This window comes from Bradyrhizobium sp. CCGUVB1N3 (assembly GCF_024199925.1).
Classification (GTDB): Bacteria; Pseudomonadota; Alphaproteobacteria; order Rhizobiales; family Xanthobacteraceae; genus Bradyrhizobium.
Window position 1 is genome coordinate 3558793 of the sequence record NZ_JANADR010000001.1, and the last position, 15432, is coordinate 3574224.

Genomic DNA, 15432 nt, shown 5'->3' on the forward strand with positions numbered 1-15432 from the left:
TTCGCGCTTCAAAAGCCTTGGGAAAAGCGTTGCTGGCCGGTTGCCCTTGAGCACCGGCGCGGCCATTGTCGCTTGTGCATAAGCCGCTCGAAGCGGTAGCCCAGACACCGACATTTGCCTTCTATGGTATTGTCACGGCAGGGAGATTCGCGTCCTGCCAACAGAGAAGCGTGTTTTATGAAGATCACCCGCCTGCGCCTTCATGGCTTCAAGTCCTTCGTTGAGCCCACCGACTTCGTGATCGAAGCGGGCCTCACCGGCGTCGTCGGACCGAACGGCTGCGGCAAGTCGAACCTCGTCGAAGCGCTGCGCTGGGCGATGGGCGAAACCTCGCACAAATCGCTGCGCGCCGCCGACATGGACGCGGTGATCTTCGCCGGCTCCGGCAATCGCCCTGCGCGCAACCACGCCGAAGTGACGATGACGATCGACAATGCCGATCGCACCGCGCCGGCGGCGATGAATGACAGCCAGCTTCTCGAAATCTCCCGCCGCATCGAGCGTGAGGCAGGCTCGGTCTATCGCATCAACGGCCGCGACGTGCGCGCCCGCGACGTGCAGATCCTGTTCGCCGATGCCGCCACTGGCGCGCGCTCGCCGGCCCTCGTCCACCAGGGCAAGATCGGCGAGATCATCCAGGCCAAGCCCGAGCAGCGCCGCCGCGTGCTGGAAGATGCCGCCGGCGTCGCCGGCCTGCACGCCCGCCGCCACGAGGCCGAGCTGCGGCTGAAGGCGGCCGAAACCAACCTCACCCGCGTCGAGGACGTGATCGGCCAGCTCTCCGGCCAGATGGAGGGCCTGAAGAAGCAGGCCCGCCAGGCCGTGCGCTATCGCGAGGTCGCGGCCAAGGTGCGCAAGGCCGAGGCGACGCTGTTCCATCTGCGCTGGATCGGGGCGCATGCCGAGGTCAATGATTCCGGCCGCACCCATGATCTCGCCGTGCGCGAGATGGCCGAGCGCACCCAGCACCAGGCGGAGGCTGCCCGCATCCAGGCGATCCGCGCCGCCGGCATGCCGGCGCTGCGCGACGCCGAAGCCCGCGCCGCGGCTGGCCTGCAGCGGCTGACCAATGCGCGCGAGCTGCTCGACCGCGAGGAAGAGCGCGCCAAGGAGCGCGCCACCGAGCTCGAGCGCCGGCTGACCCAGTTCGAGGGCGACATCGCCCGCGCCCAGCAGCAGACCATGGACGCCGACGTCGCGCTTCAGCGGCTCGACGCCGAGGATCTGGAGCTGAAGGAAGAGATCAAGTCGCGCGTCGAGAAACGCTCCGGCGTCGACGAGCGCGTCTCCGAGGCCGAGGCGACGCTCACCGAAGCCGAACAGCAGTTCTCCGAGCTGACCACGGCGCTTGCCGACCTCACCGCCAAGCGGAATCAACTCGAAGCCAACGTCCGCACCCACCGCGACCGCCTCGCGCGGCTCGACCAGGAGATCGCGAACGTCGCCGCGGAAGAGCAAAAGCTCGCCGAGGAGACCGGCGGCTTCGGTGATCTCGACGAGCTCACTGCTGCGGTGGAGAACGCCGAGCAGACGCTGGCGGCCTCGGAAGCTGCAGCCCAGGACAGCGAAGCCGCACACGTCGCGGCTCGCCAGACGCTGGAATCCTCGCGCTCGCCGCTGAATGAGGCCGACAAGCGCGTGCAGCGGCTGGAAACCGAGGCGCGCACGATCTCCAAGATCGTCAACGGCGAGACCAAGAATCTGTGGCCGCCGATCATCGACGGCATCACCGTCGACAAGGGTTTTGAAAAGGCGATCGGCGCCGCGCTCGGCGACGACCTCGATGCACCCGTCGATCCCTCCGCGCCGATGCGCTGGACCAACGCCGGTGTCACCGAAGGCGATCCGGCGCTGCCCGAAGGCGTCGTGTCGCTCGCCAACCACGTGCAGGCACCGATCGAGCTTTCGCGCCGCCTGGCGCAGATCGGCGTGGTGCCGCGCGAGCGCGGCGCCGAGCTCGTCTCGCAGCTCAAGACCGGCCAGCGGCTGGTCTCGCCGGAAGGCGACGTCTGGCGCTGGGACGGCTTTGTCGCGGCGGCTCACGCGCCGACCGGCGCGGCGCGGCGGCTCGCCGAGCGCGCCCGCCTCGTCGACATCGAGAACGAACTGGAGCAGGCCCGCATCGACGCGCAGATCAAGCGCCAGGCGCTGGAGAACGCGGAAGGCCAGTTGCAGATGGCCGCCGGCACCGAAGGCGCCACCCGCGAGGCCTGGCGCGCCGCGCAGCGCGAGCTCAATGCCGCGCGCGAGCGCCATGCCACGGCGGAGCGCGAGATCAACCGTCGCGCCGCGCGCAAGTCGGCGCTGTCGGAAGCGCACAGCCGCCTCGCCGCCGACCGCGCCGAGGCCGAGGCCGCGCACGAATACGCAGCGGCAGCGATCTCCGAGCTGCCGTCGAGCGAAGACACCGAGATCCGGCTCGCCGCCGTGCGCAGCGACATCGAGGGCCATCGCCGCATGGCCGCCCAGGTCCGCGCCGAGGCGCAGGCACTGGCGCGCGAGGCCGAGCTCGCCGACCGTCGCGTGCAGGCGATCCTCGCCGAGCGCACCGAATGGCAGAACCGAAAGCAGAGCGCGGCCTCCCACATCGACACCATCCAGGCCCGCATCACCGAGGTCTCGATCGAACGCAGCGACCTCGAAAACGCGCCGGCGGTGTTCGCCGAGAAGCGCAGCGCGCTGATCAACGAGATCGAATACGCCGAGAATGATCGCCGCGTCGCCGCCGACGCGCTCGCCGAGGCCGAAACGGCCATGGCAGAGACCGATCGCGTGGCCAAGTTGACGCTCGAAGCACTGTCCAGCTCACGCGAGGCGACCGCGCGTGCCGAGGAGCGCATGGAGGGCGCGCGGCGCCGGCTCGAAGACATCGAGCGCGAAATCCGCGACATGCTGGAGGTGGAGCCGCAGGCGGTCGCCGGCCTCGCCGAGATCGAGCCCGGCGCGGAACTGCCGCCGCTGCACGAGATCGAGGAGGACCTCGAAAAGATGCGCCGCGACCGCGAGCGCCTTGGTGCCGTGAACCTGCGCGCCGAGGAAGAGCTGCGCGAGGTCGAGGCCCAGCACACGGGTCTCACCACCGAGCGCGACGACCTCGTCGAAGCCATCAAGCGGCTGCGCCAGGGCATCCAGAGCCTCAACAAGGAAGCCCGCGAGCGGCTGCTGACCTCGTTCGAGGTCGTCAACAACCACTTCAAGCGCCTGTTCGTCGAGCTGTTCGGCGGCGGCGAAGCGGCATTGCACCTGATCGAGAGCGATGATCCGCTCGAGGCCGGTCTCGAGATCATCGCAAAGCCCCCGGGCAAGAAGCCTCAGACGCTGTCGCTGCTCTCGGGCGGCGAGCAGGCGCTGACCGCAATGGCGCTGATCTTCGCGGTGTTCCTCACCAACCCCTCGCCGATCTGCGTGCTGGACGAAGTCGACGCGCCGCTCGACGACCACAACGTCGAACGGTACTGCAACCTGCTGCACGAGATGACCAGCTCGACCGACACGCGCTTCATCATCATCACGCACAACCCGATCACCATGGCGCGGATGAACCGGCTGTTCGGCGTCACCATGGCCGAGCGCGGCGTCTCGCAGCTCGTGTCGGTGAGCCTGTCCGAGGCGGTGGACATTCTCGACCAGAACGTCGCGTGATATCTCTGGCGTCATTCCGGGGCTCGCGAAGCGAGAACCCGGAATCTCGCGACACAACTTCCAGGTTCCGGGTTCGCGACTTCGTCGCGCCCCGGAACGACGGTGGGCAAACATGATCTCACCCACCCTCCCCCCCGAACTCAAGGCCGCGCTCGACGGCAAGCTCCAGGGCTTCTCCCGCACCGATGCCGCGCAGCGGGCCGGGCGCATCTCGAGCACCTATCGCGCTGGCGGTGGCTCCGCCGCCATCAAGTCCGAAGCCGATGCGCTGGCCTATGCACTCGCGCGCATGCCCGCGACCTACGCCGCCGTTGCGGCCAGCTTGAATGCACTGATCGAGATCGCGCCCGAGCTTGCCCCGGACAGCCTGCTCGATGTCGGCGCGGGGCCCGGCACCGCGAGCTGGGCGGCCGCGGAAGCCTTTGCGTCGCTGCAATCCTTCACCCTGCTCGACGCCAACCGCACGTTGAGCAGCCTGGCGCTCGAGCTTGCGCAGGACAGCACGCGATTGGCCGACTGCCGCTATTTGCCGGGCGACGCGGGCACGAACCTCGCGGAAGCCGCGCCAGCCGATCTCGTCGTCGCGAGCTACGTGATCGGCGAGCTCAGTGAGCACGACCAGCGCGCGCTCGCTGACGCGATGTGGACCAAGGCGCGCCACGCCCTCATCGTGATCGAGCCGGGCACGCCGGCCGGCTACGCGCGCATCCTTGCGCTGCGTCAGCAGTTGATTGCATCGGGCGCGCATGTCGCGGCGCCCTGCCCGCACGACAAACCCTGCCCGCTCACAGCGCCCGACTGGTGCCATTTTGCCCAGCGCCTGCCGCGCTCCCAGGCCCACCGGCAGCTCAAGGGCGCCGAGGTCCCCTTCGAGGACGAGAAGTTCATCTATGTGGCGCTGACCCGCGCGGCGGTCGCCGCGCGCTTTTCGCGCGTGCTGGCAGAGCCGGATATCGGCAAGGCCGAGATCACCGCAAAACTCTGCACCGAAGAGGGCGCCGAGCTCGTAAAGGTGCCACGCCGCGACAAGGCGGCCTATGCCAGCGCCCGCCGCTGGCGCTGGCGCTGGGGCGACGCCGCGATGGCCGAAAGTTAACCTCGATCAGTGCTTTTCCCTTGAACTGGATTGGGCTCGCGCCCGACCAAGCCTTACTTGCCTTTTGCCTGCCTTCTCGAGCCGGCCTGCCGCCCGGCATCATTTTAGTCTACGCTATCCGCCTTCTTCCCCCTTCAGGAGTTCTCCATGTCGACCGGCTGGATCGTCCTCGGCGTCATCGTCGTCCTCGTGCTGTTCGCCTTCAGCGCCTACAACCGCCTGGTGGCGCTGAGCCAGCGCGTGGGCCAGGCCTTTGCCGATATCGACGTGCAGCTCAAGCAGCGGCATGACCTGATCCCGAACCTGGTCGAGACCGTGAAAGGCTACGCCGCGCATGAGCGCGGCACGCTCGACGACGTCATCAAGGCGCGCAATTCGGCGATGTCCGCACAAGGGCCGGCGCAGGTGTCCGCGGCCGAGAACCAGCTCTCCGGCGCGCTCGGCCGGCTGATCGCGCTGTCGGAGGCCTATCCCGACCTCAAGGCCAATGCGAACTTCCAGCAACTCGCAAGCGAGCTCTCGGACCTCGAGAACAAGATCGCGGCGAGCCGCCGCTTCTTCAACAACGCGGTCCAGGAATACAACACCGGAATCCAGCAGATGCCCGCCGCCTTGTTCGCCGGCATGTTCGGCTTCACGCGCAAGGACTTCTTCGATCTCGGCGCGAGCCGCACCGAGGTCGAGGCGGCGCCACAGGTCAAGTTCTGATCTGAAACGATAGACCGGCAGGACAGCGCGCCATGGCCGCGTATGGTCTCTACACGCATATCGCCTCGAACAAGTTTCGTTCGATGGTGCTGCTCGCGGGACTGTTCCTGCTGTTCTACGTGCTGGTCTATGCCGGCGCGCTGGTCGCCGAAGTCGTCATCAACGGCAATCAGTCCGTCGCCTATTATCTGACCCGCGCCTTCTCCGACCTGATCAAGGCCTCCCCTTTCGCGACCGTCGCCGCGATCGCCTGGATCGTGATCGCCTATTTCTTCCACCAGTCGATGATCGACGCCGTCACCGGCGGCCACGACGTGACAAGGCAGGAAGAGCCGCGGCTCTATAATCTCCTCGAAAATCTCTGCATCTCGCGCGGCATCACCATGCCGAAGCTGAAGATCATGGAGAGCCCGGCGCTGAACGCGTTCGCGACCGGCCTCAACCCGCGGCAATATGCGATCACCGTCACCACGGGTCTGATGAAGGCGCTGAACGACCAGGAGATCGAGGCGGTGCTGGGCCACGAGCTGACCCACATCAGGAACGGCGACGTGCAGCTGATGGTGGTCGCCGTCATCATCGCCGGTGTGGTCGGCTTCTTCGGCGAGCTGTTCTTCCGCCTGTTCACCAGCTTCAACTGGAGCTCCGGCGGCTCCTGGTCGTCGGGTTCGTCCTCCTCGTCGCGATCGTCCTCATCATCAAGCGACAGCAAGAGCTCCGGCGGCGGCGCGGTGGTGGTCATCATCATCGCGGTCGTGCTGATCGTGGTGGCCTGGCTGGTGTCGCAAGTGGTCAAGCTCGCGCTGTCGCGTTCGCGCGAATTCCTGGCCGACGCCGGCTCGGTCGAGCTCACCAAGAACCCCGACGCAATGATCTCGGCGCTGCGCAAGATCGATGGCCGTGGCGAGTTGCCGGGCGCGACCTCCGCCGTGATGGAGCTCTGCGTCGACAATCCCCGCGAGGGCTTCGCCGACCTGTTCGCGACCCACCCCTCGGTGGACTCGCGGATCAAGGCCCTGGTGAATTTTGCCGGCGGCCATGATCCAGGTCCGCTGCCGCCGCCATCGGATGAATCTGAGCAAACGGACACGCAGGCGGAACGGCAGGACACCCCGCCGGCGCTGCCCACCGGCCCGTGGAACGATTCCGCCACGCCGGCCGATGCCACGCAGGGTACCGCTCCCAGCCGCTCCGGAACCCCCGTCGGCAATCCAATGGGGCCTCCGATCGGGCCTTGGGGCCGTCATTGACCGCACAATTTGCCGCATCACGAGGCCGGGCGCGGAAGGGATTTTGTTGCGCTTGGGAAAAACCGCGGGAATTGCCGCAACGAGGCTAGGAGGAATTGAATTCTCCCTTGTTTCTGCCATGTTCGCGCCCAACAGCAGACTCGGGACATCGATTTGGCACCCGGCCGATCGCAACCAGCGATCGGCGGGCGCGCGTTAGGGGACAGCAATGGCAAAGCCGGCAGTGGTTGTGGTGGGCGCGGACAAGGGCGGGGTCGGCAAGACCACGGTTTCGCGTACCTTGCTCGATTATTTTTCCGCCAACAACGTGCCGACCCGCGCGTTCGACACGGAGTCGCCGCGCGGAACCCTGAAGCGCTTCCACCCTGACATCACCGAGATCGTCGATATGACGACGACGGCCGATCAGATGAAGATCTTCGACACGCTCAATGCGGTGAGCCCGTCGGTGACCGTGATCGACGTCCGCGCCGGCCTGCTCTCGCCGGCGCTGGCTTCGCTGCGCGACATCGGCTTCCTCGACGCCGCCAAGGCCGGCCAGATCACCTTCGCCGTGTTCCACATTCTGGGGCCCTCGATCGCCTCGCTGGAGGAGATCGCCGAGACCGCAGGTTTCATGACCGGCGCGAGATATTTCCTGGTGAAGAACTTCATCAACGATACCCAGTTCTTCCAGTGGGACCAGGCGACCTACAATTCCTACTTCCACCGCATCAAGGACGCGACCGAGCTGACCATCCCCAAGCTCAACGAAATGGCCTATGAGCAGGTTGAGGTCTCGTCCGTCCCGTTCCTGAAATTTGTCGCCAACAAGGGCACCCACGACGAAGCCGCGAACTATTCGTTCGTGCTGCGCGGCTACGTCCGGCACTGGCTGGCGAACGTCTGGAGCGAGTTTGACCGCATCCGGCTGACCGACATCGTCGGCTCCAAGCCCGCCGCCCGCAGCAGCGAAAAATAGTTGCGGGCAAGCTGCGGATGCGGCTGGATTGGGCGCCGAACCCGCCTGATATAGCTGCTAATGGCCGCCACGCCCGTCTACATCATCTGCTCCCCCCGACCGCAGGTCGGCAAGACGCTGCTCGCGCGCTTGCTGACCGAATTCCTGCTGCTCAAGAACGGCGATGTCGCGGCCTTCGACGTCAATCTGAAGGAGCCGTCGCTGCTCGACTATCTGCCGAAGGTCACCGAGACGGCCGACGTCATCGACACCTACGGCAAGATGCAGCTCATGGACCGCGTCATCGTCGATGACGGGCTCGGCAAGGTGATCGACCTCGGCTTCCACGCCTTCGACGAGTTCTTCAAGATGACCGACGAGATCGGCCTGTTGAAGGAAGCCGCCCGCCGCCACGTGGCGCCGATGATCCTGTTCGTCGCCGACACCGACCGCGTCTCGGGCCGCGCATACGAGACGCTGCACGCACAAATCCCGCGGATCAACCTAATCACCGTGGACAACGAACATGTCGTCCGCGGCGAGCTGCCGCCCGCCATGGCCGGCGGCCGGCTGCTGCGCCTGCCGGCGTTGCCCGGCTTCCTGAAGACCTATATCGACCGGCTCAACTTCTCCTTCACCGGCTATCTGCGCCAGGAGAAGGATTCGTCGACCGAGCTGCACCAGTGGATCCGGCGGAATTACCTCGCCTTCCGCGAGCTCGAGCTCAGCCTGATCCTGCAGAGCTCTTGATTATTTTACCCGGGTAATATTGACCAACCACCCGGCGGCTTGTATGACCTCGCGCGACACCCTCCCCACGAGACCAAGCCCATGAGCATCGACCGCAAGGCCGCGATTGCCGCCTACAAGGAGCGCAAGACCGCCGTCGGCATCTACGTCGTCCGCTGCGCGGCGACCGGCGAAGCCTGGATCGGCCAGGCGCTTGATCTGGAGAAGGTCCCCAACCGGATCTGGTTCACGCTGCGCCAGGGCGGACACCCCTGCCGCAGCCTTCAGGCAACCTGGAACGCGCATGGCTCCGCTGGCCTCAGCTTCGCGGAATGCGAGCGGCTGGACGAGGAGGAGATGAGCTATGTCCGCGATGCGCTCCTGAAGGAGCGCATGCTGCATTGGCTATCGGAGCTCAAGGCCGAGGCGATTTAGCCCGGCGCTCGGGCTTCACCTCTCCCGCTTGCGGGAGAGGGAGCGCACCACCGACGCGGCTTGCGCTCAGCTAAATCTCGTCGTGTCGTAGATTTGCTCGTCGAGGCGGCCGCAGAGTCAGTGCCCTTCGAACGTCATCAGCGTGCGCACCGGCACGTCCATGGCGCGCAGCTTGGCGGCGCCGCCGAGCTCGGGCAGGTCGATGATGAAGCAAGCCGCCATCACGTTGGCGCCGATCTGCCGCAGCAGCTTCACCGCGCCCTCGGCGGTGCCGCCGGTGGCGATGAGGTCATCGACCAGGATGACGCGCTCGCCGGGCGCGACCGCGTCGACATGCATTTCCATCTCGTCGATGCCGTATTCCAGCGAATAGGCGATGCGCACCGTGGTGTGCGGCAGCTTGCCCTTCTTGCGGATCGGCACGAAGCCGGCCGAGAGCTGATGCGCCACCGCGCCGCCGAGGATGAAGCCGCGCGCCTCCATGCCGGCGACCTTGTCGATCTTGTTGCCGGCCCAGGGATGCACGAGCTCGTCGACCGCGCGGCGGAAGGCGCGCGCATCCGCGAGCAGGGTCGTGATGTCGCGGAACATGATCCCGGGCTTCGGATAGTCCGGGATGCTGCGAACGCTCGCCTTCAGATCGTAGTCAAAGGTCATTGGTGCCTCTCAATCGACGCCCGCATTCAGCCGGAATGCGTTCTCGACAATTCTTAAACCTACCTCGCCGCCAAGCGACATCAGCGACTCCGGGTGGAACTGCACGCCGGCGACCGGCAGCGTCTTGTGCTCGAGCGCCATGGCGACGCCGTCCTCGGTGCTCGCCGTCACCGATAGAACATCCGGCATGCTGTCCCGTTCAACATACAGCGAATGATAGCGGCCGATCACGATCTCGTTCGGCAGGTTGCGCATCAGGCGCCCACCCCGCACCTGCACCCGCGACGGCCGGCCATGGGCGGGATGCGTCAGTTGCCCGAGCTCGCCGCCAAAATATTCGCCAATCGCCTGCACCCCGAGGCAGACGCCGAACACCGGCAGCTTGTTCTGAAGCGCCGCGTCGATGGTCTTCTTGATCCCGAAATCTTCGGGCCTACCCGGTCCGGGCGACAGCACCAGCAAATCCCACGTCTTCTGCTTGAGCATGTCGAGCGCATGCACATAGCGGACCACGGTGACGCTGGCGCCGACCTGGCGGAAATAATCGGCGAGCATGTGCACGAAACTGTCGTCGTGGTCGATCAGCAGCACCTGCTTGCCCGAGCCGGTCGCATCGGGTGCGAAGGTCGACAGTGGTTTTGGTGGATCGCCGCGCAGCGCCTGGAACAGCGCCGCCGCCTTCACCTGGCACTCGCGGTCTTCTGCGGCCGGATCGGAATCGAACAGGCAGGTGGCACCGACGCGCACCTCGGCGAGGCCATCCTTCATCCGGATGGTGCGGATGGTCAGGCCGGTGTTGATGCTGCCGTCGAAATTCACCGCGCCGATCGCACCCGCATACCAGCGGCGCGGCGAGCGCTCGTGATCCTCGACGAACTGCATCGCCCAGAGCTTTGGCGCGCCGGTGACGGTGACGGCCCAGGCATGGGTGAGGAATGCGTCGAGGGCATCGAAGCCGGGACGCAACATGCCTTCGACATGGTCGACGGTGTGGAACAGCTTTGAGTAGGTCTCGATCTGCCGCCGTGCCAGCACCTTGATGCTACCGGGGACGCAGACGCGCGCCTTGTCGTTGCGGTCGACGTCGGTGCACATGTTGAGCTCGAACTCGTCCTTCTCCGAATTCAGGAGCTGGCGGATCTGCTCGGCATCGCCGATCGCGTCGGTGCCGCGCGCGATGGTGCCCGAGATCGGGCAGGTCTCGACCCGACGGCCGTCGGAGCGCACGAACATCTCGGGCGACGCCGACACCAGGAATTCGCCGTCGCCGAGATTCATCAGCGCGCCGTAGGGCGACGGGTTGATGACGCAGAGGCGCTGGAACACTTCTGCCGGCGAACGCTCGCAGGGCTCGGCAAAGAGCTGTCCCGGCACGGCTTCGAAGAGATCGCCGCGGGCAAAGGCCGCGCGCGCGGTTTCCACCGTGGCCTGATATTCGCCCGGCGCGTGATCGGCGAAGCCCTGCCGCGGCGTCTTCAGGTAAGGGCTATCCGCGGTCTCGCGCGGCAGGCCCTCGGTCGACCGGCCCTTCCATGTGAAGTCGTAGCTCAGCACCACGCCGCGGCCGGTGGCGCGGTCATAGGCGAGCAGGCGATCGGGCACGTAGAGCACGATGTCGCGCTGGTCCTTTTCGCGCGCGCGCTTCTGCACGAGGTCCTCGATCTGGAAGACGAGGTCGTAGGCGAAGGCGCCGAACAGGCCGAGCAGCCCGTCGTCATTGGCGGAAAAAGCAGCGACGAGATCGCGCACCAGCGACATCACGCTGGCGCGCCGCGTGCGCTGGTCCTCCTCGACCGGCGCATCGCCGCGGATGATGTGGCCGGCAAGCCGCGAGGCCGTCTTCTCGGAGATCACCACACAGGGCTCGCGCAGGACGTCGGCGAGGAAGGCAATCAGCACCTGCCCGCGCTGGTTCAGCGCTTCGAGCTTGAAATTGACGCCTGATGTTTCGAGCTCGAGCGGCGGATCGGAGAAGCCGAGGTCAAAGCTCTCGTAGCGGCCGGGCACGGTCGTGCCCGACGACAGCACCACGCCGCGGCGGCGGTCGAGCAGGTTGACGAGATCGTCGAGCCGACTGGCGCCGCCGCTAAACTGTTCGGCCACGCGCGTGATCGAAAGACCCGCGCGGGTCACATAGTCGCTTCTGGCCGGAAGGGCAAAGACTGTCCTGTTCATGTGATCCTCTTGGGCTCCTCTTACGAGACTTGCCGAGGGAACGCCACACAGGACAAACGATCAGGCCGCCGCACTGCGTTGGCGACCTTCGACGATTTAGGGAAACGAAATCGCACCGGCCACCTCTTTAGGAGGTGCGCCACCAACGACGGGATGGGCGGACAGCGGTGCTCATGGGAGCAACTACACACCATGGCGCGGGGACGGCGTCAAGATGCCTTCCACCTGCCGTAGCCCGGATCAATACGCCCCGACCTCATATCCGATCGCCCGGAAGCCGGCGTCGGGGGCATAGCGGAATTCGAAGGTGAACTCGGAATTCGTGTCATGCCAGGTCAGCGCGCAGCGGCCATCGGGCAGCGACAGGAGCTTTGCGGTGTGCAGATGCTTGCGCATGAAGGGCGTGAACAGCGAGTCGTAGCGTTGCAGGAATTCGGCTTCGGTCTTGACCGGACCGCTCTGCACATCGTGCTTGCCTTCCCCCGACCAATACTCGACGGGAAAGGAGATCAGCTTGACGATGCGATTCTTGTCGTTCGCATTCGCCGCGCCTTCGAAGTCGGTCCGGAAAGCCCCGAATTCCGGCCCGTTACACGCGGGATCCTTGGCCCAACAAGGCGCCGCAAGGCCGGTCACGAACAATGATGCGATCAGGAAGGCTTTCATGGGGGATGCTCGGCGCCAATGTGTTGGCTCCGACGCAGCAGAGTGCCTGACTGCGCCGGAGCGACCGCCCGACACCGGTCGGCCTGCCTTGTGTCGCATCAGCTCGGCTCTGCGTTCATCCCAGATGCTTCCTGAAGAACTCCGTCGCGCGGCCCCAGGCGAGCTCGGCGGCTTCGCGGTCGTGCACGGCCTGGCGCTGCTCGTTGACGAAGGCGTGCTCGGCGTCATAGCGGAACAGCTCGAGCGACTTGCCGGCGGCCTTCATGGCCTTTTCGAAACCACCGACGAGCTCCGGCGTGCACCAATCGTCCTTGTTAGCGAAATGCGCCTGGAGCGGGATCTTGACGTCAGAAGGCTTGGCCGCCTGCTCCGGTGGGATGCCATAGAATACGACGCCGGCCGCGAGCTCCGGGATCTTGGTGGCGCCGATGATGGTCACCGCACCGCCGAGGCAAAAGCCGGTCAGGCCGACCTTGGCGCTGTTGCGCGCGAGATATTGCGCGGCGCCGCGCACGGTCTGCGTGGTGGCGTCCATGAAATCGAGCGAGTTCATCTCGCGATTGGCCGCATCGGTGTCGTGATAGGGCACCACCTTGCCCTTGTAGAGATCGGGCGCGAGCGCATCGAAGCCGGCGAGCGCAAAGCGGTCGCACAGGCCCTTGATCTGATCCGACAGTCCCCACCATTCCTGGATCACGACCACGCCCGGCGCATTGCCGCGCGCGGCATTGGCGAGATAGCCCGACGCATCCTTGCCGTCCGGACGCTTGAAGGTGATGACGGTGCCCATGCTTTCCTCCGACGAGTTTCTGGGGGCGTTGTGTGCATTTTGGCTGGTGTATCCGCGATAAGCAATCGCACCGAACAACACACTCTCGTGCCCCGGATGCAATGCAGTGCGCCGCCCTTCGCGGCGTGGTGCATTGCTGATCCGGGGTCCAGCCGTGGGCACGCTGGGTCCCGGCTCTGCGCAGCAGCGTTGCACGCTGCAGCGCGTCCGGGACGCGAACGCCGCCAACAAAAAAGCCCCCTTGCGGGGGCTTTTTCATTTCCATGGCTATACGGCCGCTCAATGCGCGGCGGCCCAGACCTTCTTCTTGGTGAAGTACATCAAACCGGTGAAGATGATCAGGAACACGAACACCTGGAAGCCGAGCTGCTTGCGCGCTTCCATGTGCGGCTCCGCGGTCCACATCAGGAACGTGGTGACGTCCTTGGCGTATTGCGCGACCGTGGTCGGCGAGCCGTCGTCATAGGTGACCTGGCCGTCGTTCAGCGGCTTCGGCATCTTGATGGCGTGGCCCGGGAAGTACTTGTTGAAGTAGGAGCCCTCCGGGATGGTCACACCTTCCGGCGCCTTCTCCTCAAAGCCCTGGAGCACTGCCGCGACATAATCCGGGCCCTGCTCCTGGTACTGGGTGAAGAAGTCGAAGATGAACCAGGGGAAGCCGCGGCCGTAGGAACGCGCCTTGGTGATCAGCGACAGGTCGGGCGGCGCCGCACCGCCGTTCGCCGCGCGAGCCGCCTGCTCGTTCGGGAAGGGCGACGGGAAGTAATCCGCCGGGCGGCCCGGGCGCTCGAACATCTCGCCCTGGTCGTTCGGACCGTCCTTGATCTTGTACTCGGAGGCAAACGCCGACGCCTGCGCCACGGAATAGCCGGGGCCGCCGGCTTCCGCGAGGTTGCGGAAGGCGACGTAGGACAGGCCGTGGCAGTTGGCGCAGACCTCCTTGTAGACCTTCAGGCCGCGCTGCAGCGCGCCGCGGTCGAACTTGCCGAAGGGACCTGCGAACGACCACTTGATGCCCGGCGGCCTGTCGGAGCCTTCCGAAGCACGGGCATCCCCGAGCGTGCCGGCGAACAGGGCGCCGGCAGCGACCAGCGCGACCACGACGGAGGCCGCGACCTTGCCGCCCCTGGCCAGCACCGCGTCCGCGATCGAGTTCGGCACCGGCCGCGGGGTCTCGATGCGGGAGAGCAGCGGCAGCACGATCAGGAAGTAGGCGAAGTAGCAGACCGTGAGCACGCGGCCGGCGATCACGTAGATGCCCTCCGGCGGCTGCGCGCCGAGATAGCCGAGCAGGATGCAGACCACGACGAAGATCCAGAAGAACTGCTTAGCGAGCGGACGATACTTCGAGGACCTCGTCTTGGCGCTGTCGAGCCAGGGCAGGAAGGCCAGCACGATGATCGCCGAGAACATCGCGATGACGCCAGCGAGCTTGTTCGGGATCGAGCGCAGGATCGCGTAGAACGGCAGGTAGTACCATTCCGGCACGATGTGCGGCGGCGTCACGCCCGGGTTCGCCGGGATGTAGTTGTCGGCGTCGCCGAGATAGTTCGGCATGTAGAAGATGAACCAGGCAAAGAGGATCGTGAAGCAGGACACGCCGAACAAGTCCTTGATCGTCGCATACGGCGTGAACGCCACCGTGTCCTTTTCCGTCTTGGCTTCGACGCCGTCCGGATTGTTCTGGCCGGCGACGTGCAGCGCCCAGACATGCAGGACGACGACGCCAGCGATCAGGAACGGCAGCAGATAGTGCAGCGAGAAGAAGCGGTTCAGCGTCGGGTTGCCGACGGAGTAGCCGCCCCACAGCAGCGTCACGATGCTCTCGCCGAAATAGGGAATAGCGGAGAACAGGTTGGTGATGACGGTGGCGCCCCAGAAGCTCATCTGGCCCCACGGCAGCACGTAGCCCATGAAGCCGGTCGCCATCATCAAGAGATAGATGATGACGCCGAGGATCCACAGCACCTCGCGCGGCTCCTTGTAGGAGCCGTAGTACAGGCCGCGCAGCATGTGGACGTAGACGGCGAAGAAGAACATCGACGCGCCGCAGGCGTGCATGTTGCGGAGCAGCCAGCCGTAGTTCACGTCGCGCACGATCAGCTCGACCGACTTGAAGGCGAGATCGGCATGCGGCGTGTAGTGCATCGCCAGGATCACGCCGGTGACGATCTGCATCCCGAGCATGAAGGACAGGATGGCGCCGAAGGTCCACCAGTAGTTCAGGTTACGCGGCGTCGGATAGGCGACAAACGAGGAGTGCATAAGACCAAAGATCGGCAGCCGCCGCTCGATCCATTTCAGGGCTGGATTGCTCGGCTGGTAGTCGGAGGGTCCGCTCATG

At 65.8% G+C, this 15432-nt stretch carries 12 protein-coding genes; 7 read left to right on the top strand and 5 right to left on the bottom strand.

The features are described 5' to 3' along the window. Positions 1 to 177 precede the first annotated feature (177 nt). The 7 genes from smc (at position 178) to NLM33_RS16910 (ending at position 8800) form a co-directional block, all read left to right on the top strand. Positions 178 to 3642 (top strand): chromosome segregation protein SMC, encoded by a 3465-nt coding sequence (smc, locus tag NLM33_RS16880; protein ID WP_254097136.1) that lies wholly within the window; start codon positions 178 to 180, stop codon positions 3640 to 3642. A gap of 112 nt (positions 3643 to 3754) precedes the next feature. Further along, the gene (locus NLM33_RS16885) at positions 3755 to 4738 is read left to right on the top strand and encodes a small ribosomal subunit Rsm22 family protein (RefSeq protein ID WP_254097137.1); all 984 of its coding nucleotides are present in this window, start codon (positions 3755 to 3757) and stop codon (positions 4736 to 4738) included. Between the two features lie 147 nt (positions 4739 to 4885). Further along, positions 4886 to 5446, top strand: a complete 561-nt coding sequence (locus tag NLM33_RS16890; protein WP_254097138.1) for a LemA family protein — start codon at positions 4886 to 4888, stop codon at positions 5444 to 5446. Between the two features lie 32 nt (positions 5447 to 5478). Beyond that, entirely contained in the window at positions 5479 to 6696 is a 1218-nt protein-coding gene (locus NLM33_RS16895) for a M48 family metallopeptidase (RefSeq protein WP_254097139.1), read from the top strand. Positions 6697 to 6904: 208 nt separating this feature from the next. Beyond that, positions 6905 to 7657, top strand: coding sequence for a hypothetical protein (locus tag NLM33_RS16900; protein ID WP_254097140.1), 753 nt, complete (start codon positions 6905 to 6907; stop codon positions 7655 to 7657). Positions 7658 to 7717: 60 nt separating this feature from the next. Then, on the top strand, positions 7718 to 8386 hold the full coding sequence (locus NLM33_RS16905; protein ID WP_254097141.1) for a hypothetical protein: 669 nt from the start codon (positions 7718 to 7720) through the stop codon (positions 8384 to 8386). An 81-nt stretch (positions 8387 to 8467) separates the two neighbouring features. Continuing rightward, complete coding sequence (locus NLM33_RS16910) at positions 8468 to 8800, top strand: GIY-YIG nuclease family protein (RefSeq protein ID WP_254097142.1); 333 nt, start codon at positions 8468 to 8470, stop codon at positions 8798 to 8800. A 117-nt stretch (positions 8801 to 8917) separates the two neighbouring features. Here NLM33_RS16910 and NLM33_RS16915 read toward each other — a convergent pair whose 3' ends face one another. The 5 genes from NLM33_RS16915 to fbcH form a co-directional block, all read right to left on the bottom strand. Then, entirely contained in the window at positions 8918 to 9457 is a 540-nt protein-coding gene (locus NLM33_RS16915; RefSeq protein WP_254097143.1) for an adenine phosphoribosyltransferase, read from the bottom strand. A 9-nt stretch (positions 9458 to 9466) separates the two neighbouring features. Continuing rightward, positions 9467 to 11632 (bottom strand): anthranilate synthase component I, encoded by a 2166-nt coding sequence (locus tag NLM33_RS16920; protein WP_254097144.1) that lies wholly within the window; start codon positions 11630 to 11632, stop codon positions 9467 to 9469. A 240-nt stretch (positions 11633 to 11872) separates the two neighbouring features. Continuing rightward, positions 11873 to 12298, bottom strand: coding sequence for a hypothetical protein (locus NLM33_RS16925; RefSeq protein ID WP_254097145.1), 426 nt, complete (start codon positions 12296 to 12298; stop codon positions 11873 to 11875). A gap of 115 nt (positions 12299 to 12413) precedes the next feature. Then, complete coding sequence (locus NLM33_RS16930; RefSeq protein WP_254097146.1) at positions 12414 to 13088, bottom strand: dienelactone hydrolase family protein; 675 nt, start codon at positions 13086 to 13088, stop codon at positions 12414 to 12416. 279 nt (positions 13089 to 13367) lie between these two features. After that, on the bottom strand, positions 13368 to 15431 hold the full coding sequence (fbcH, locus tag NLM33_RS16935) for a cytochrome b/c1 (protein WP_254097147.1): 2064 nt from the start codon (positions 15429 to 15431) through the stop codon (positions 13368 to 13370). Position 15432: the final 1 nt, after the last annotated feature.